Origin of the sequence: Clostridium sp. 1001275B_160808_H3, assembly GCF_015550425.1 — a bacterium.
Classification (GTDB): domain Bacteria; phylum Bacillota; class Clostridia; order Clostridiales; family Clostridiaceae; genus Clostridium.
Map to the genome: position 1 here is coordinate 35406 of NZ_JADNAT010000015.1, position 19395 is coordinate 54800.

Consider the following 19395-nt stretch of genomic DNA (forward strand, 5'->3'; position numbering starts at 1 on the left):
AATTTTATAAATACGCTAAATACAGAAATTTAACACTGTATTCAATTGAAATAAATTATTGGTAAGAAAAGATTCAACCGCTTAATTACGTCTCCGTACCTAACCCCTAAGGTACTTCCCTGAGTCTTTACCCCCTCAAAGAATTTATTTAGTTAATTTCTCACCAAGTTCTTTTGCTTTTAGCAATTCCTCTTCACTTGGTGATTCCTTAACGGCGATGTGTCCTACAACATTAAAGTCGTAATCATTCATACGTTGAACCCAGTCAACCATGAATTTTCCATCATCCCATCCATATGATCCAAATAATACAACTTTCTTTTGTTTGTTTGGTAACAATTTGAATTGATTGATAAATGGTTCCATTTCATGTTGTTCAATTCTATTATTATCCATTGATGGGCTTCCGAAAGCAATTGCATCAGCTTCTGTTACATCTTCAATTGTTGCATCATAAACATATTTTATATTTACATCTGCATTAGCACATTTAGCACCTTCTGCAATTGAATTTGCAAGAACTTCTACGTTTCCCCCGTTACTCCAATAGATAATAGAAATTTTTTTCATAATTACATCACCTCATCCTTTGACTAAATTAAGTCACTTTGTTGGATATATATTACCTATTTTTTTACTCACTATTTTATTATATAACACTATTTTTTTTTTGCAAGTTTTATACAAGCCATATTACTTCAATATATCCTTTTCAAATTAAAAAAATCCTATTTTACTTATTTAACTCCATACTTTGAATAATTACTTCTAAAATCGCATCTACACCATTCGTTATCCCACTTTTTTTCATATTTCTTACCAAAACACTGCTTTTTTCTTTCAACTCATTAATTTTTGTAAGTAGCATTCCTTTATTCTCCATCATTTCATCTTCATCAAGGACTACTGAATATCCTTCCTTCTCAAAAGATTTAGCGTTTAATATTTGGTCCCCTCTACTTATCTTTTTAGATAATGGAATTAAAAGAGTAGGTTTGTTTAATGCTAGTAATTCGAATATAACGTTGGCACCTGCTCTAGATATTATATAATTAGCTGATTTTAATAAATGTGGAAGTTCATCTTTAACATACTCATATTGCACATATCCCTTTAAATTACTTAGTTCTTTATCTAAGTTTCCTTTTCCGCATATATGAATAATATTAAAGCTTTCTAATAACTTTTTAATATTTTTTCTTACTTCCTCATTAATACTTTTAGCACCTAAGCTACCTCCAATAATAAGTAAAATTTCCTTATTATCATTAAACCCACATATCTGTTTTCCTTTAATTGCACTACCACTCAATATTTCCTTTCGTATTGGGGTTCCAGTTAAAACACCTTTTCCATCCTTTATATAATTTAGACTTTCTCTAAATGTAACACATAGCTTTGAACAAAATGGCGCTGATAGCTTATTAGCTAAGCCTGGAGTTAAATCTGATTCATGCGATACAACTGGAATTTTCTTCATAGAAGCTGCTATTACAACCGGAACAGCAACAAATCCCCCCTTAGAAAATATTATATCTGGTTTTTCTTTTCTAATTATTTTATTTGCTTCTATAACACCTTTCATAACTTTAAAAGGGTCTGTGAAATTTTTAATATCAAAATATCTTCTAAGCTTTCCTGATGATATTTCATAATAAGGTATATTAGCATCTTTTATTATTTCTTTTTCTATTCCATCTTTACTTCCTATGTATTTTATATCAAAACCTTCTTCTTTTAGCCTTGGCACTAATGCTAAATTAGGAGTAACATGACCTGCTGTTCCTCCTCCAGTCATTATTATTTTATATTTACTCATTTAAACACCCCACTAATTTAATTAACAATTAATAATTGATAATGGATAATTATAGGCTAAACTCCTCTGGAGTCTAACTTTTTTATAATTCAACTAAGCTGAATTGTTTCATAAATCATTAAATTCTAGTTGTTAATTTTTAATTATTTTTTACTTATTAAATAATATCATATTATTCAATACAATTTAAATGTTATTTAAGTTATTCTAAAAAAATTATCTCTTCCACTATTATGTCCAATTCCCTGAAGTTACATATAATATTTTTTTAAAAATATACACAAGCTATAATTACAAAAGAGAGAAGGAGGTGTAAGAATCATGGCAAGTAACAGAAGTTTAATACCAGAAGCTAAACAAGGATTAGCTAAATTCAAGAATGAAGTGGCTAACGAAATGGGAGTACCATTCTCTGATTACAATGGAGATTTATCTTCAAAACAATGCGGAAGCGTCGGAGGAGAAATGGTTAAAAGAATGGTAGAACAATATGAAAATGGAATAAAATAGTTTTCATGTGTTAAATCATTAAAAACCAATAAGCTTAAGGAGTTACCTTAAAGTGATTTATATCATATTAAGGTAACTCCTCGTCAGTTTATTCTTATATTTTTTATCATAAGTTGTATGTTTCTTTTACCATTAAACTCATTAATATTAGGATAATAAATCACATCTGATTTTATATTTATATAACTACTGTCACAAGCTCTAATAAATTCTTCTTCTCCATATTTATTTATTACTTCTTCTTTAAAAGTTTCAAATTTATCAAAACTCACTCCATCTATATATAAAAATCTTCCATTAGACTCAAATTTAAATCTTAACTTTAAGAAATTCTTTTCTTTTCCAAGTAGCCATAATCTTTCTATATTAACATTTTTAACAGCAAATAAAGGACTAGAATTACCTTTTCCAAATGGCCTTAAACTTTCAATAACATTTATTAACTCTTCATTTAAGTAATTTAATCCAAGCGGCGAATCTATCTTAACAGTAGGAATTATATCCTCATCTGATAGATTACATATAGTATTCAACTTATTTCGTAACGGAATTATATTTTCTTCTTTAATAGATAATCCTGCCGCCATTGGATGTCCACCGAACTTTTCTATAAGTTCACTACATTTACTAAGTTCTTCAAATATATTATAGCCTTCTATTGATCTTGCAGATCCTTTAGGCATTTCTTTACCTTTAGTTAAGACTATACAAGGCATGTTATATCTTTCTTTTACTCTACCTGCTACTATTCCCGCAATACTTTCGTGTATAGTATCCTCATATACAACTATTACCTTTTCTTCTTTCTTTTTTTCATTCTCTATTTTTTCAATTACTTTTTCAGAACTTTCTTTAGTTAATTCTTGTCTTATTGTATTCAATTCACTTAATTGATTTGCTAAGGCTTTAGCCTTATTAACATCATCTGTTATCAACAATTCTACTGATAAATCTGCAGTTTCCAATCGTCCTGTAGCATTTATACATGGACCTATTACAAATCCTAAATGATATTCTTCAATTTTTTTATCGCCTAATCCAGTTGCTTTTTTTAATTCTTTTATTCCAAAGTTTTTCGTATCATTTAATAATTCTAATCCTTTTTTAACTATAATTCTATTTTCATCAACTAAATCCACAACATCACAAACTGTTGCAATAGCTGCAAACTGTATTAAATCTAAAAACTTTTCTTCGTCTATTTTAAATTCATCATATAAACACTTAGAGAATTTTAATGCCACACCAGCTCCACAAAGTTTTTTAAATGGATAGTTGCAGTCACTTCTCTTTGGATTTATTACAGCATCGGCACTAGGTATAGTTTCTTTTAGCTCACCTTTATCATTTTCTCTAATTGGTATGTCATGATGATCAGTAATTACTATTTCCATACCAAGGTCTTTAGCTAAATCTACTTGCTCAAATGCAGATATACCATTATCACAAGTTAAAATCACTTCATATCCTTCTTCTTTTAACTTTTTTATTCTTCCACTATGCATTCCATAGCCTTCATCTTCTCTATTTGGAATATAATAACTATAATTTGCTCCAACATTTTTTAATGCTTTGTAAAATATAGTAGTACTAATTACTCCATCGCAATCATAGTCTCCATAAATAATTATTTTTTTATTATTTAAAATAGCATTTTTTATAATGCTTATTCCCTTTTTCATATCAGCCATTAAATATCCATCATAGAAATCATTTATTGTTCCATTTAAAAATCTGTTAGCTGCCTCAAAAGTATCTATACCCCTATTTGCAAGAAGTCTCAATACTAATGGATTTTCATTTATAGAATTAGAGAGCCTTAAAAAGCTCTCTTTTTTATTTACTAATATCCAATTTTCCTTCATTTTTCCTCCTAAGACAAAACTATTTAAATAACATACCCTTCTTAATAGAATCTGCCTTATCTTCTGAAATATTTGATAATATTTCAAAAGCAAAAGGAATTGCTGCTGCTGGACCTTTGCCTGTTATCATTTTTCCATCTACAACTACTAAATCTTCCTTATAGTTACTATTACTTATTTGATCTTCAAAACCAGGATAACATGTCATATCTTTGCCTTCTGTTATTCCAGCTTTACCTAAAGCTATAGGTCCTGCACAAATTGCACAAATCCATTTATTTTTATCATTGAATTCTTTTACTAACTCTATAACCCTTTCACTATCTTTTAAATTTTTAGCTCCTGGCATACCTCCTGGTAAAACTAAAAAATCATAATCTTTTATTTCTTCATCCATTATATTTTTATCAGCTTTTACTATTATATTATGAGATGTTTTTACATCTTCACCTTCTAATGCGAAAGTATGACATTCTACTTCTGCTCTTCTTAAAATGTCAACAACAGTTAAAGCTTCTAAAGTTTCAAAGCCATTTGCTAATAAAATTGCTACTTTCATTCTACAATCTCCTCCATAATTATATAATTTCTTTTATTTCATCCTCTAGAGATATAATCATTATACTACTTCCTTTACCAGCTCTATTTTGAAGCTTTATATCTTCTAGTTCAACTTCCTTTTTTTCTTTATTTTTAGAAATTAAAGTTATTTTATCCGTAGAGGTTAATGCAATTTCACTTGTAATATCTCTACTTTGTGAGCCAATTAAAGCACCATAAATTACTTCATCATTTTCTTTTAAACTTATTCCCGTAACTCCTGAAGCAACTTTTCCCATTGTATTTACATTTTCAGAAGAGAATTTTATTCCCATGGCTTTTTTAGTTATAATAAGCATTTCAACTTGACACTCATCATATAATTCAACTGATATTAGCTCATCATTATCATACTTAAACTTATATGTTATTTGTGCTGAATAGTTACCATCAAATTCTGTTAAAACAGTCTTTTTAACCATTCCTCTTCTTGTAAAGAAGTAAATAAATTTGTTATCTTCAAAAGTTTTCAAAGAAAATACTTTTATTACTTTTTCATCTTTTTCTATATTATCTACAATCTTATCTAGTGGAATTTCTCCTTTATTTACTCCTGATAAAAGGAATGATGGTATTTTAAATACTTTCCCCTTATTTGTAAACATTAGTATAGTACTTAAGGAATCCGTACTTACTTTTAAATTGTCATTTTTCTTAATACTATTAAATCCTTTTATAGTTCCTTTAGAAGTTATACCTATTGAAAAGCTGAAAAACTCCATAAACTCACTATATTCTACCTTTGTAATTTCATCTTTATTTGATAAATTAAACATTACGCTTGGAAGTATATTTCTAGGTAAATCTTCTATTTTAGGAATTTGCAAGCTAAATGATAGTCCTTCTTTTGTTTCAAAGCTTATAAATTCTTTAGCTTCATCTTCATTTAGTATTACTACATCTATAACTTCTTCAAAATCCTTAAGTTTTATAGCTTGTAATTTTGTATAGCTAGTTTGGAACTTATCTAATGAACTTTTCTTAATTCCACCTCTCGATGTTATAAATTGAACATACTTGCTTGGTATAAATGAAGTTACTGAAGTTACAAATACAATACTTTCTTCTTCAAGATTTAAAGTTTTTATTATATTGTCTACTCTTTCACCTTTTTCTTTCCATTTACCTTCTGGGACGTTTATACCCTTAGTTTGATACATATTTCCTTTATTAGTAAATAAAAGGATACTTTCTGTTGTGTTAGATTTAAATAAGAACTTTAATTCATCCCCTTCTCTATACTCAATGTCTTCTGCTTTCGCACTAAGTCTATTGAATGTTTTTAAAGGTATTCTTTTTATAAATCCATCCTTAGAAAGTGTAACCATAACATCTTCTACAACTATAAGCTCTTCTACATCTATTTTAGCTTCATTGTCATCCTTTATAATAGACGTCTTTCTAGGATTTCTATATTTATCAGCTACTTCGCTTAGCTCATTTTTTACTACTCTAAGAAGCTCTTTTTCATCTGATAATATCTTCTTAAGTTTCTTTATAGTCTTTTCCAGCTCAGCATATTCTTTTTTGAATACTTTTATTTCAAGTCCGGTTAATCTATATAACATCAATTCTAAGATTGCTTCTGCTTGTATTTCTGTAAATCCAAATTTACTTATAAGATTTACTCCTGCATCTTTCTTAGATTTGGATTCTCTTATTGTTTTAATTATTTCATCTAGAACATCTATAGCCTTAATAAATCCTTCAACTATATGAAATCTTTTTTCAGCAATAGCTAATTCTTTTATAGTTCTTCTTGTAACTATCTCCTTTTGATGGTTAACATAATGCTTTATTATAGTTTTTATACCCATCGTTTGAGGCTTTCCATCTGCAAGGGCTACCATATTAAAACTTAAGTTACATTGAAGATCAGTTCTTTTAAATAAATATTTTAAAACTTTATCTGCTACATCTTCGTCAGCTGCTTTTCTTAATTCTATAACAGCTCTTACCCCGCTTCTATCTGACTCATCTCTTATATCAACTATAGACTCTAAAGCTTTAGCATGTCTTTTATCTCCAGTCATTTCAGATATAGTTTGAAGAAGTTTTGCTTTATTTCTTCTAAAAGGGAATTCAGTTATTACTATTCCAACTCTTCCATTTTCAAGTCTTTCTATGTTAGTTTTAGCTCTTAATGTTACCTTACCTTCTCCAGTTTCATAAGCTGCCAGAATAGAATTTTGTCCTATTAATATTCCACCAGTAGGTAAGTCTGGTCCCTTTATATAACTCATAAGTTCTTTAGTTGTTATCTCTGAATTATCTATATATGCCAATACTCCATCTGTAACTTCTCCTAAATTATGAGGAGGAATATTCGTCGCAAGTCCTACTGCAATTCCAAAAGTACCATTAACTAAAAGATTAGGATATCTACTTGGAAGAACTTTAGGTTCCATTTCACTATCTGAATAGTTTGGAACCATATCAACAGTGTCTTTATCTATATCTCTAAGCATCTCCATAGCAATTGGTGCAAGTCTTGCTTCTGTATATCTCATAGCTGCTGCCCCATCTCCATCCATAGAGCCCCAGTTACCATGACCATCTATAAGTGTTTCTCTAGTTGAAAAGTTTTGAGCCATTATAACCATAGCATCATAAACAGATGTATCTCCATGCGGATGATATTTACCTAAGATATCTCCAACTATTCTTGCAGACTTGTAATATGGTCTGTCTGGGAATGCTTTTAGCTGATACGCTCCATATAATATTCTTCTATGAACTGGTTTTAATCCGTCCCTAACATCAGGCAGTGCTCTATCCTTTGCAACTTCAATAGCATAGGGCAAATAGTTATCAGGCATTGCCTCTTCTAAAGGGACTCTAATTATATTATTATCCCTTGGTATATCATTAACTTTCTTCGCCATATTTTTTCTCCATCCTATAATTAAAATTCTCCATATTTATACATATAAGTTTTTCTTGGTTCAACTATATCACCCATAAGTAAAGAAACCATTTTTTCAGCTTTAGCAGCATCTTCAATAGTTACTTGAAGTAAAGTTCTTGTTTCTGGATTTAATGTAGTTTGCCATAACTGCTCTGGATTCATTTCACCAAGCCCTTTATATCTTTGTATAAGTGCACCTTTACCAATTTCTTTCTTTACATTTTCAAGTTCCTCATCACTATAAGCATATTTGTGAATTTCTTTTCCTTTAACATTTTTATATACTTTATATAGTGGTGGTTGTGCTAAATATAAATGACCATTTGCAATTAAAGGCCTCATATATCTGTATATGTATGTCATCCATAATGTTCTTATATGATATCCATCTACATCAGCATCACTCATTATTATTATTTTGTCATACTTTAAGTCTTCTTCTTTATAATTATCTAAAGTACCTGTTCCTAAGGCTGTATTAAATATCTTTAATTCTTCTGAAGCTAAAACATTTTCTAGTTTTTGCTTTTCTGTATTCATTATCTTACCTTTTGAAGGCATTATAGTTTGGAATCTTCTATCTCTTGCTTGTTTTGCAGAACCACCAGCTGAATCTCCCTCAACTACTATAAATTCATTTACTGTATTATCTTTTAAAGTACACACAGCTACTTTTCCTGCAAGCGGTGCAGCTCCTTTTCCTACCTTTTTCTTTTCAGCTTCATTTATTTTTTTTATTTTCTCTCTTCTTTGAGCTGCTTGAAGCGCATTATTTATAAGCATAGTTGCAACTTCTTTATTATCTTCTATCCATTCACTGAACTTAGTATATGCTAGATCATTCATCATAGTATATGCTTCAGTGCTACCTAATTTAGTCTTTGTTTGACCTTCGAACATCGGATTAGTTATTTTAATCCTTACTATGGCGGTCATACCTTCTCTTAAATCGTCACCTTCAAAATCCTTATCCTTCTCCTTAACAAGTCCAAGCTTCTTAGCACCTTCTTTAAAAGCTCTAGTCATTCCTGTTTTAAATCCTGTTTCATGCGTTCCGGCTTCTGTAGTAGGAATATTATTAACATAACTTGCTATATTTTCTGTCGATGAATCTGTAAATTGAATACAAAGTTCTCCAAACATTTGTATATTATTAACTACTCTTTCTCCTTCAAAATAAATAGGAACTTGATGAAGTGTAGTTTTACTTTCATTTAAATATTCTATAAAATCTAAAAGTCCTCTTTCAGAATAATACTCTTTTCTAAATTCTTCTTCTTTTCTTAAATCTATTAACTCTAGATGCATTCCTTTATTTTGAAATGCTAATTCCTGTAACCTTTCATCTATTACGTCAACTTTAAAATCAACACTTGAAAAAATTTCCTTGTCTGGCATAAAAGTGACTTTAGTTCCTGTATTCTTAGTTTTTCCAATTACCTCAAGCTTTGTTACAGGTGTACCAGGCATATCCCTCTTTAACTCTTTATCATAAGCATATTCAAATCTTTGCTTATATATATTCCCATTTTGATGTACTTCGACCTCTAACCATGATGATAAAGCATTTACTACAGCAGCTCCTACACCATGTAATCCTCCAGAAGTTTTATAGTTTTTATTATTAAACTTTCCCCCAGTATGTAGTTCTGTAAAAACCATCTCTACTCCTGATTTCTTTTTAGTTGGATGAATACCTGTTGGAATACCTCTTCCATTATCAATTACTGTAATACTTTTATCTCTATTTATAATAATTGTCGCTTTATCTCCATACCCATTAGATATTTCATCTATGGAATTGTCCAAAACTTCCCAAACGCAATGATGTAGTCCCTTTGTTCCTGTAGATCCTATGTACATCCCTGGTCTTATCCTAACTGGCTCTAGCTTTTCTAAGGAAGTTAAATCAGTAACATCATATCCTTTCATCAAATCTTCGCTCATACAAACCTCCAAAATCACTATTAATATGTCAAACCAAGATCTTTTAATTAGTTTAACCATCCATATTCAATATATATGTTTCAATTAACAATCTACACAATTACATCTAGAGTATATTAAACAATTAATATACTTATTAAGTAAAATAGCTAAGTTGAAATCATATATATTACTTATTTTTTATAAGTCAATAAAATATTTACTTTATTTATATACTGCTAATTACTTATATATTTTATTAAAATATTAAGCCCTTATGCAACTTATATAATCTTTTTAATTTTATCATAATTAACTTACAAATAAAAATATAAATCTTTATACCAAAAAAGTCAAACAAACGTTCGCAAAAAAAATAAGAACTAACTATATTTATAATTTTCTTTACATATGTAAAGAGCTGTTATAAAACCATATAATTAGTTTTATAACAGCTCTTTTAATTACTGAACATCACAAATTTCTATATTTCTAACATGCTTAGTTGGATTCCATTCCTTATTATTCTTTCTTATTATACCTTCTATTGTAATTGGTATCCATGTTAATGTATATAATGAATATAATAAGAATCTAAAGAATAAAACAAGCTTCTTTTTACCTAAGAATAATGCTGTCGCTAATAAGAATGCTAAATTATAAACTATGTCTATTAATAAAACTGTTGCATAATTTTCCGCCTTTGTAGCAAATATAGGTAATATAAATACGCTTAAAGAATAGAATATAAGCATTACAAAAAGTCCAGGTGATATCTTTTTATCTAATCTCATAATTAAAGGAGTAATTAAAAATTGCATAATACCAATAACCTTAAAGAAAATATCTCCTGTTAAATAACTAATTAAAAAGATATTAAGTCCTTCTGGGCTCATGCCTTGAATAAAGCTCAATACTGCTGATATACCAATCATTAAAGTAAAGAAAGGTTGTATAACATATAAAGCACAATCTAAAACAAACCACTTTCTTTCTTTGATGCCTTTTTTAATAAGTTTAATAAAATATCTAGATGCTACATCTGTAAATCCTTGCATCCATCTTCTTCTTTGTACCCATGATTGTTTTAATGTTAATGGTTTTTCATCGTAAATTATTGCATCATGAGCCCAACCTACTTTTTCACCATTTAAAACTAATTTACAACTAAACTCTAAGTCTTCAGTTAAGCATGTAGCTCCCCAACCAAATTTCTTTAAAATATCTGTGTCTATAGCAAATCCTGTTCCACCAATTTGATTTGATAATCCAACATTTGCTCTTGCTAATTGATACATTCTATTTTGTGTCCAAAAAGCTATTGAGTAAGAAGTAGCAATCCATGAATCATTAGGGTTTTTGCTATCAATATAGCCTTGTACTACTTTATAACCTTCTAACATTTTTGAATTTATTTCTTTACACCAATTTTTTGACACTAAATTATCAGCATCAAATACTGCAACTGCATCATATTTCTTTTGCATTTTGAATATTTTATCAAACATCCATTCTAATGCATAGCCTTTACCCTTTTGTTCTTTGTTAAATCTTTCGTAAACATAGACTCCATATTTTCTTGCTATCTTTGCAGTGTTATCATCACAATTATCTGCAATAACAAAAACATCAAAAAGCTCTCTCGGGTAATCCTGATTCAGCATACTTTCTATTAACTTTCCAATAACAACTTCCTCATTATGAGCTGCAACGATCATTGCAAACTTTTTTGTAGGTGTATAATTTTTCTTTTCAACTTTTCTTCTTAATCCAAAAAAAGCTAATATAAAATAATACATCATTATTGCAAAGACACTGATCTGAAATACGCCTGTCACAGTTAAAATAACTTCTTCCATTACATCCACTCCTATAAATAAAGGAAATTTTCCTTGTATTACTATTTTTGAACATTATCTTTGACATCTTTATTAAATATATTCTAATAGAGGTAAAAAATCAAGTATAGAAATCTTAAAAATTCATTAATATTATATTAGCCTTATATATACTTCAGTTAATAATCAAAACTAGTAATGCAGTAAATAACTACCGCATTACTATATTAACGAAATTAAAACAATATAATATTTAATTGTTTTTATAACTTACTAAAATAATAACTCTGCCTATATTTCAATTAGCTATAGTTTTATTAATAGCAAATCTTTATTTATATATTATTTTATCCTATATAAATAAAGATATAATTAATGTACTTATGTAATAATTCCCTAATTTTTTACCCTAAATAAATATATTGCTATGATTACCCTTTTATTAATACTTTTTCTTATAAAAATTTATACTACTAAATATAAAAGCCACTTAGATATAAGTATTAACTTAAAACTAAGTGACTTCTTATTAATAATCTTAAAATAGGGGTTGCTATTTTTGAGATTAAACTATTCCTTGAGCTAACATAGCCTCTGCAACTTTCTCAAATCCAGCTATATTTGCTCCCATTAATATATTTCCAGGTTCTCCATACTTTTCTGCAGCAATTTTAGAGTTCTTATATATGTTTTTCATTATATCTTTAAGTTTCAAATCAACTTCTTCAAAACTCCAAGCTAACCTCATACTATTTTGAGACATTTCTAATGCAGAACATGCAACTCCACCTGCATTAGCAGCTTTTGCTGGGCCAAACATAACACCTGCTTTTTGTAGCAACTCAATTGCATCTAAATCAGTTGGCATATTGGCACCTTCTGAAACAACCTTTACTCCATTTGAAATTAAAACTTTTGCTGATTCTTTATCTAATTCTCCTTGCGTTGCACAAGGAAGTGCTATATCGCAATTAATCTTCCATATTTCTCTAAATCCTTCTACATACTTAGCAGTTGGTACAGAATCTAAATACTCCTTGATTCTACCTCTTTTTACTTCTTTGATTTCTTTTACTACATCTAAATTTATTCCATTTTCATCATAAATGTAACCATTTGAATCACTTAAGGCTACAACCTTAGCACCTAATTCTGTTGCTTTTTCACAGGCATATATAGCAACGTTTCCTGACCCTGATATGACTACAGTCTTGTCTTTAAAACTTAAATTATTATCATTTAGCATTTCTTCTGTGAAATACACTAATCCATAACCTGTAGCTTCTTTTCTAGCTAAACTTCCACCATAAGTTAATCCTTTTCCAGTTAAAACACCTTGATCATTTGCATTTCTAATTTTCTTATAATAGCCATACATATATCCTATTTCTCTAGCTCCAACTCCAATATCTCCAGCTGGAACATCTGTATCAAGTCCTATATGCTTACATAATTCCGCCATAAAGCTTTGACAAAATCTCATTACTTCCCTATCTGATTTTCCTTTAGGATCAAAATCTGATCCACCTTTACCTCCACCTATAGGCAAGCCTGTTAAAGAATTTTTAAATATTTGTTCAAATCCTAAAAACTTTATTATACTATGATTTACAGATGGATGGAATCTTAATCCACCTTTATAAGGTCCAATTGCACTATTAAATTGTACTCTAAATCCTCTATTAATTTGAACCTTTCCTTCATCATCTATCCATGGCACTCTAAAGAAAATTTGCCTTTCAGGTTCTACAATTCTTTCTAATATCCCCTCTTCTATGTATTCAGGATGCTTATCAAATACTGGTACTAAAGAATTAAGTACTTCTTTTATTGCATCTAAAAATTCTTTTTCACCATTATTTCTTTTTTCTACCTCAGTAATAACTTTATTTACATAGTCTCTTCCTAACATTGGCCCCAACTCCTTTAAATTCCAATAATATATATAATACCTTATCAGAATATTTTTTACCATATCTTTCTTTAATATTCTATAAAATTACTAATTTAATAATTTTATATATATATTTATATAATTTCAGAAAATTGAAAACATTTAAAAATCATTATATAAATTTTATTATATTATAAATAAAAAGTAATTTATAAGGATAATAAAAAAATAAATTATTATAACCTATATTTAAAATTATAATAATTTATTTTTTAAATTTATTTTCTAATCTTTTCCACATCAGCTATTATATATTTTATTACTTTTATATCTTTACCCTTACTATACATATATATAGGAATAGATGTTATTATTCCAACAACAGTTCCACAGATTATATCCCACATAGTATCATATAGACTACCATTTTGTGCATGAAGTCCAAATAACGAATCTGTTGTAAACTCCCATATTTCCCATGCTCCTGCTGCAGCTGTAGCAAATAATATAACGAATATAGCTGAAGTCAGAGGATTTATTTCTTTCCTTGCTTTCTCATTAGTTAAATATAAAAATAAAACATATCCAATTATAGCAATTATAGCACCAGATAATAAATGTAAGAATTTATCATAATTAGTTATTGAATAAAAATCCCAAACACTTGCTAAATACATTGACAAGAATATAAAACTTATATTTATATAATATATAATTCTAGATCCCTTAAGAAAGCTCTTTATATATAATAAATATGCTCCTACTATAGTTATAAATGTAAGTCCTATTCTAAAAAGTTTTTCTCCATCTCTTACCACAAAATCATATATAGCAGTCATTATTAATAATAAAGTAAAAATAACTGCTAGTATAAATTCATTATTATATTTTTTATTTTTCAATTGCATCACTCCTAGAATTTAATACCAATAATTATATAACAAATTTTCAAATTTATTTTTACTTTATAAATATTGTTCACTAAATATTAACTAATTAATCTTAAGATTTTTCTTTCTAAATAATATAAGCGAAATTAGTGCTCCAATAATTAATCCACCTAAATGTGCAAAATTATCTATATTCGGAATAGTTATACCTATAATAACATTCAACCCTATAGTTTCTAATATGTTTTTCATATATTGCTTTCCAATTTTATCTTTTTCTTTTAATCCAAATATTAACATTGCTCCTAAAAGTCCAAATATTGCTCCTGACGCACCTACAGATATGCTATTAGGTTTAAATAAATAACTAAATATTGATCCACCTAAAGCTGATATAATGTAAATTACTATGTATCTCTTACTTCCATATACCGCTTCAACTTCTCTTCCTATGATATTAAGTGCACTCATATTAAAGAAAATATGAATTATTCCACCATGTAAAAAAGCAGATGTTAATAATCTATATATTTCTCCGCTATTGATTAAAACATTAACTTTAGCACCCATTTGAATTAAGATATAGATATCTATATCAATTAAATTTCGTGATTTAATTACTTCAATTAAATATACTAAAATATTTAAAATAATAATTGTATATGTAACTTTGTATTCTTTAAAGCTTATCTTTCTTTTACTATCTATATTCACCATATAATCTATAATAGGAATAAATGCTTTAGAACCATTACTACAATATATTATTTTTCTTTCTTTTAAAGAAAATATTAATTTATTATAATTACTTTCTCCATAATTTATATATTCTCCAGAAGTTAGAATTATTAGGTTCACTATAAATGGCTTATTTAAGGATTTTGCTAAATATTCTCTTGCTTCATTAAAATCAACTTCTTCATCTGAATCCTTTACTACTATAACGCCAACTATTACTTCATCTAAATCTAATAAGCCTATCCATTTATTTTTTTCATGAAAATTACTATAATAATCTCTCATAAAGAATTTTAATTCCTTTGTTATTGAATTAAAAAATACTTTTTCAAACTTATCCAACTATATCCCCCTATCATTTAAATAATAATAAGCAATTAGTAAACTATTTACTAATTGCTTATTAAATATTAATAATTTAATTAATTTCTTTTTCTAGCATATCTAAAAGTTCATTAAATCTTTCAATAGTTGCTTCTAAAGGTTTAGATGTAGTCATATCGACTCCAGCTTTCTTTAAAATTTCTATTGGATAGTTACTACCACCACTCTTTAAAAATTCAATATATTTAGGAACTGCATCTTCTTTTCCTTCCAATATTGATTTTGCAAAAGCTGATGCAGCAGCATATCCAGTTGCATATTGATAAACATAGAAATCAGAATAAAAATGTGGTATTCTTGCCCACTCAATATTAATTTCTTCATCAACTATCATATCTGCTCCAAAATATTTAACATTTAACTCATGCCATGCTTTATTATAATCTTCAGCTGTTAAAGGTATTCCTTTTTCTAAGCTTTCATGAGTATATAATTCAAACTCTGCAAACATAAGCTGTCTAAACACTGTTGTTCTTATTTGTTCTAATTCTTGATTTATTAAATATAACTTTTTCTTCTTATCAGTTTCTTTATTTATTAAATGATGTATTAGAAGTGCTTCATTAGTAGTTGATGCTACTTCTGCACAAAATAGCGTATATCCTGCGTAAATATATGGTTGCTCTTTTCTTGAATAATAAGAGTGAATAGAATGCCCCATTTCATGAGCTAAAGTAGATACATCATGTAACTCATAATTATAGTTTAATAAAACATATGGCATTGTTTTATATCCACCCCAAGAATAAGCTCCTCCTCTTTTACCTTTGTTTTGATATATATCTATCCAGCCTTCTTCAACTCCGCCTTTAAAGATATTTAAATATTCATCTCCTAATGGTTTTAATCCTTCTAAAACCATATCTACAGCATTGTTAAATTCTATATGCTCTTTTGGTATTTCAATAACTGGAACATATAAATCATACATATGCATTTCATTCAATCCTAGTAGTTGTTTCTTTAATGCTACATATCTATGAAGAGATTTTAAATTTTCGTCTATAGTTTTCAAAGAATTCTTATAGACTTCTAGCGGTATATCATTTGGCTTTAATGAAGCTTCTAGTGCAGAGTTATATTTTCTAACTTTTGCACTAAAGTTAAAGTTCTTTATTGAACTTGTTAATGTAGTTGCAAAAGTGTTTTCTAAATCTTTATATGACTTAAATAAAGTTTTAAATGCTTCTTCTCTTACTTTTCTATCCTTACTTTTTATAAACCCTGAATAATTTCCTTCAGTTAATTCTACTTTTTCACCATCTTCATCAACTATTTTTCCAAATTTCATATCTGCATTTGTAAGCATATTGTGAATTGAATCTGGAGCATCTAAACAATCTGAAACTTGTGCTAATAATTCTTCCTGCTCTTTATTTAATATATGAGGTTTTTCTTTTAATATATCTTCAAACATAAATGAATACATCTTTAGCTTTTCATTGCTATTTATAATATTTCTTATAAAATTATCTTCTAAGGACAATATTTCTGGTACAAAATAAGCTGTATATGATGCAAATTCTGCCATATAAGAATCTACTTTATTCATCATAGCTTGATATTTAGGGTTAGATGTATCTTCATCACATTTTAAATGAGCATATACATATACGATTTCAGCCTTTATGCCTAAATCTACATATTTGTTTAAGTAAGCTAGAATGTTTTCTTCATTATTTAATTTTCCTTCAAAATCCTTAAGTGATGGTGCCTCTTTTTTTAAATCTTCAAAAGTTTTTTCCCACTCTTCATCAGTTGAAAATATTTTATTTACCTTCCACTTATATTTATCTTCGATTTCTTCTCTTTTTTTCAATACCTTTGATTCACTCATAATTTTTGCCTAAATTTTTAGGCCCTCCCTTCTAATTATATTCTTCTTCTTTTCCTACAATATCCTTAAAAGCATTTTCCATAGAGTCTTCAATTAATTCTACACATCTTGTTATTCTTTCCTTCATAACCTCATAATCATCTACATATTTAAATTTTATTAAAAATGTAGGATTATATTCATCTAACATATCCTCAATTTCAAACTCTTCTTTTATAAAGGCATCATAATTAAAAACATCGTATATTGCTGAGTATTCCCATTCTTCAACATCTTTATTTGTATCAAAATATAAATTTACAACATCATTAACAACAAAAAGTTTCTTTACATATAAAGCTCCCTCTGAAACTTGAAAACTTCCAAGCTCCTTAGTTATAAATCCCGTATCCTTATCCTTTTCCATTAATACTAAACTTGAAAAATCCATGTATATTCCTCCAACATCTTTACTTTAGTTTTAATAACTTACCTATATTATATGTTTTATTTATAATATAAATCAACAGAATTAAATAGTTAAGAGTTAATTGTTAAGAATGAATAGTTAAAGAGTTAATGTGTCTATAATATAAATAATCAAACAAATATATTAATATCTCTAAAGTAATTGTTGCAAACTATTTGCATTTTCATATATAATAAGTCTAGACTATTTAGGAGATGATTTTTTTAATGATTAATATAAAAGATTTATGTTTTTCATATTCCAATAAACCACCATATTTACTTAAAGATATAAATTTAAATATACCTGAAGGTATATATTTATCTATAGTTGGCGAAAATGGAAGTTGTAAAACAACACTAATAAAACTAATTTTAGGTTTATTAAAACCAACCTCTGGTACAATTGAAGTTCAATCTAATTCTATTGGATATGTTCCTCAAAGATTAGATTCTTTTAATTCTCAATTTCCTATTACAGTGAAAGAAGTTTTATCTTGTCATAAAAAAAGTTTAAAAAATAATAATATAAATATTTCTTCTATTCTTGAAACTGTTAATATGAAAGATTACAAAACTAGACTTTTGGGAATGCTATCAGGTGGACAACAGCAAAGGGTTCTTATTGCTAGAGCCTTAATGGGAAATCCAGATATAATTATTCTCGATGAACCTTCTACTGGCGTTGATGAATCAAATCAAATTGAAATATACAGTATTTTAAAGAAACTAAATCAAGTAGATAAAAAGACTATTATATCAATCGAACATAATATAGATATTGCTTTAAATAATTCAACTCATATACTTAAAGTAGATAATGGAAATATTACATTATTTACAGTTGATGAATATAAGAATTTTAGAAATAATAATTTTAAGTTAAATGATGCTATTTAAGTTTATGATTAAGAAAGGTAGATTATATGCTTCAATTAGATTTTATGCAAAACGCCTTTATGGCTGGCTTTATAATATCAATACTATGTCCTTTCATAGGACTTTTTTTAGTGCTTAGACGCTACTCCATGATTGGTGATACATTATCACATTCCTCTTTTGCTGGAGTTGCTATAGGATTAGTTATAGGGGTTAATCCACTTATAACAGCATTTTTATTTACAACTCTTTGCGCAATAATTATTGAATTATTAAGAGAATATTATAAAAAATATGCTGAACTTGTTATGTCACTAGTTTTAACCTTTAGCTTAGGTATAGCAATAATACTTATAAGTAGTGGAAAAGCTTCAGCTAAAGTTAATTCTTTTTTATTTGGTAGTATTCTTACTGTTTCTACGCAAGATATATTTATGATATTAATTGTAGGAATAGTTTGCTTGACAGCACTTATATTTTTATATAATAAACTTATTTATATTACCTTTGATGAAGAAGGTGCCAAAACAGCGGGAATAAAAGTAAAATTAATTAACTATATTTTCACTATATTAGTTGGTGCAACTATTTCTATGTCTATAAGAATAATGGGAATACTTGTGATTTCATCTATAATGGTTGTTCCTGTTGCAACTGCAATGCAATTAAAAAAAGGCTTTAAAACAACTTTATTATATTCAATATTCTTTGGAATGTTTGATATTATGGTAGGACTATTCTTATCATACTATGTAAATAGTGCTCCTGGAGGTACTATTGCACTTACTTCAGTATTTACTTTAATTATAGTAATAATACTAGATAAATTTTTAAATTTTAAATAATATTAAAAATTATAA

15 protein-coding genes are annotated in these 19395 nt (G+C 27.7%); 3 read left to right on the forward strand and 12 right to left on the reverse strand.

Annotated elements, in window-relative coordinates; all coding sequences use genetic code 11:
* Positions 1 to 144 precede the first annotated feature (144 nt).
* Together I2A75_RS12275 and I2A75_RS12280 are read right to left on the reverse strand one after the other, a co-directional pair.
* Positions 145 to 570: a flavodoxin gene (locus tag I2A75_RS12275; RefSeq protein WP_195264853.1), complete on the reverse strand. Its 426-nt coding sequence runs from the start codon at positions 568 to 570 to the stop codon at positions 145 to 147.
* Positions 571 to 733: 163 nt separating this feature from the next.
* On the reverse strand, positions 734 to 1819 hold the full coding sequence (locus tag I2A75_RS12280) for an undecaprenyldiphospho-muramoylpentapeptide beta-N-acetylglucosaminyltransferase (RefSeq protein ID WP_195264855.1): 1086 nt from the start codon (positions 1817 to 1819) through the stop codon (positions 734 to 736).
* Between the two features lie 321 nt (positions 1820 to 2140).
* On the opposite strand from I2A75_RS12280, the gene I2A75_RS12285 reads away from it, so the two are divergent.
* A complete protein-coding gene (locus tag I2A75_RS12285) occupies positions 2141 to 2329 on the forward strand; it encodes an alpha/beta-type small acid-soluble spore protein (RefSeq protein ID WP_195264857.1) in 189 nt (62 codons plus the stop codon).
* An 83-nt stretch (positions 2330 to 2412) separates the two neighbouring features.
* Here the strand turns inward: I2A75_RS12285 and recJ are convergent, their stop codons facing one another.
* The 10 genes from recJ to I2A75_RS12335 form a co-directional block, all read right to left on the reverse strand.
* Positions 2413 to 4194: a single-stranded-DNA-specific exonuclease RecJ gene (recJ, locus tag I2A75_RS12290; RefSeq protein ID WP_195264859.1), complete on the reverse strand. Its 1782-nt coding sequence runs from the start codon at positions 4192 to 4194 to the stop codon at positions 2413 to 2415.
* Positions 4195 to 4213: 19 nt separating this feature from the next.
* Positions 4214 to 4753, reverse strand: a complete 540-nt coding sequence (locus tag I2A75_RS12295; RefSeq protein WP_195264861.1) for a DJ-1 family glyoxalase III — start codon at positions 4751 to 4753, stop codon at positions 4214 to 4216.
* Positions 4754 to 4772: 19 nt separating this feature from the next.
* On the reverse strand, positions 4773 to 7679 hold the full coding sequence (locus I2A75_RS12300) for a DNA topoisomerase IV subunit A (protein ID WP_195264864.1): 2907 nt from the start codon (positions 7677 to 7679) through the stop codon (positions 4773 to 4775).
* Between the two features lie 20 nt (positions 7680 to 7699).
* Positions 7700 to 9649, reverse strand: coding sequence for a DNA topoisomerase IV subunit B (locus I2A75_RS12305; protein WP_195264866.1), 1950 nt, complete (start codon positions 9647 to 9649; stop codon positions 7700 to 7702).
* A gap of 443 nt (positions 9650 to 10092) precedes the next feature.
* Entirely contained in the window at positions 10093 to 11487 is a 1395-nt protein-coding gene (locus I2A75_RS12310; protein WP_195264868.1) for a glycosyltransferase family 2 protein, read from the reverse strand.
* Between the two features lie 544 nt (positions 11488 to 12031).
* Complete coding sequence (gene gdhA / locus I2A75_RS12315) at positions 12032 to 13378, reverse strand: NADP-specific glutamate dehydrogenase (RefSeq protein ID WP_195264870.1); 1347 nt, start codon at positions 13376 to 13378, stop codon at positions 12032 to 12034.
* Positions 13379 to 13638: 260 nt separating this feature from the next.
* Positions 13639 to 14262 carry a hypothetical protein gene (locus I2A75_RS12320; RefSeq protein WP_195264872.1) on the reverse strand — a complete coding sequence of 208 codons (624 nt, stop codon included), beginning with the start codon at positions 14260 to 14262 and terminating at the stop codon, positions 13639 to 13641.
* A 90-nt stretch (positions 14263 to 14352) separates the two neighbouring features.
* Complete coding sequence (locus I2A75_RS12325) at positions 14353 to 15330, reverse strand: rhomboid family intramembrane serine protease (RefSeq protein ID WP_195264874.1); 978 nt, start codon at positions 15328 to 15330, stop codon at positions 14353 to 14355.
* Between the two features lie 76 nt (positions 15331 to 15406).
* The gene (pepF, locus tag I2A75_RS12330) at positions 15407 to 17209 is read right to left on the reverse strand and encodes an oligoendopeptidase F (RefSeq protein WP_195264876.1); all 1803 of its coding nucleotides are present in this window, start codon (positions 17207 to 17209) and stop codon (positions 15407 to 15409) included.
* 31 nt (positions 17210 to 17240) lie between these two features.
* Complete coding sequence (locus I2A75_RS12335; RefSeq protein WP_195264878.1) at positions 17241 to 17639, reverse strand: DUF6762 family protein; 399 nt, start codon at positions 17637 to 17639, stop codon at positions 17241 to 17243.
* A 245-nt stretch (positions 17640 to 17884) separates the two neighbouring features.
* On the opposite strand from I2A75_RS12335, the gene I2A75_RS12340 reads away from it, so the two are divergent.
* Both I2A75_RS12340 and I2A75_RS12345 read left to right on the forward strand, forming a co-directional pair.
* Complete coding sequence (locus I2A75_RS12340) at positions 17885 to 18556, forward strand: metal ABC transporter ATP-binding protein (protein WP_195264881.1); 672 nt, start codon at positions 17885 to 17887, stop codon at positions 18554 to 18556.
* 26 nt (positions 18557 to 18582) lie between these two features.
* The gene (locus I2A75_RS12345) at positions 18583 to 19380 is read left to right on the forward strand and encodes a metal ABC transporter permease (RefSeq protein ID WP_195264883.1); all 798 of its coding nucleotides are present in this window, start codon (positions 18583 to 18585) and stop codon (positions 19378 to 19380) included.
* The last annotated feature ends 15 nt before the right edge of the window (positions 19381 to 19395 follow it).

Excerpts from the sequence above, each read along its gene's own strand:
- I2A75_RS12275 (WP_195264853.1), bottom strand. The coding sequence starts at position 570 with ATGAAAAAAATTTCTATTATCTATTGGAGTAACGGGGGAAACGTAGAA.
- I2A75_RS12280 (WP_195264855.1), bottom strand. The coding sequence starts at position 1,819 with ATGAGTAAATATAAAATAATAATGACTGGAGGAGGAACAGCAGGTCAT.
- I2A75_RS12285 (WP_195264857.1), top strand. The coding sequence starts at position 2,141 with ATGGCAAGTAACAGAAGTTTAATACCAGAAGCTAAACAAGGATTAGCT.
- recJ (WP_195264859.1), bottom strand. The coding sequence starts at position 4,194 with ATGAAGGAAAATTGGATATTAGTAAATAAAAAAGAGAGCTTTTTAAGG.
- I2A75_RS12295 (WP_195264861.1), bottom strand. The coding sequence starts at position 4,753 with ATGAAAGTAGCAATTTTATTAGCAAATGGCTTTGAAACTTTAGAAGCT.
- I2A75_RS12300 (WP_195264864.1), bottom strand. The coding sequence starts at position 7,679 with ATGGCGAAGAAAGTTAATGATATACCAAGGGATAATAATATAATTAGA.
- I2A75_RS12305 (WP_195264866.1), bottom strand. The coding sequence starts at position 9,649 with ATGAGCGAAGATTTGATGAAAGGATATGATGTTACTGATTTAACTTCC.
- I2A75_RS12310 (WP_195264868.1), bottom strand. The coding sequence starts at position 11,487 with ATGGAAGAAGTTATTTTAACTGTGACAGGCGTATTTCAGATCAGTGTC.
- gdhA (WP_195264870.1), bottom strand. The coding sequence starts at position 13,378 with ATGTTAGGAAGAGACTATGTAAATAAAGTTATTACTGAGGTAGAAAAA.
- pepF (WP_195264876.1), bottom strand. The coding sequence starts at position 17,209 with ATGAGTGAATCAAAGGTATTGAAAAAAAGAGAAGAAATCGAAGATAAA.
- I2A75_RS12335 (WP_195264878.1), bottom strand. The coding sequence starts at position 17,639 with ATGGATTTTTCAAGTTTAGTATTAATGGAAAAGGATAAGGATACGGGA.
- I2A75_RS12340 (WP_195264881.1), top strand. The coding sequence starts at position 17,885 with ATGATTAATATAAAAGATTTATGTTTTTCATATTCCAATAAACCACCA.
- I2A75_RS12345 (WP_195264883.1), top strand. The coding sequence starts at position 18,583 with ATGCTTCAATTAGATTTTATGCAAAACGCCTTTATGGCTGGCTTTATA.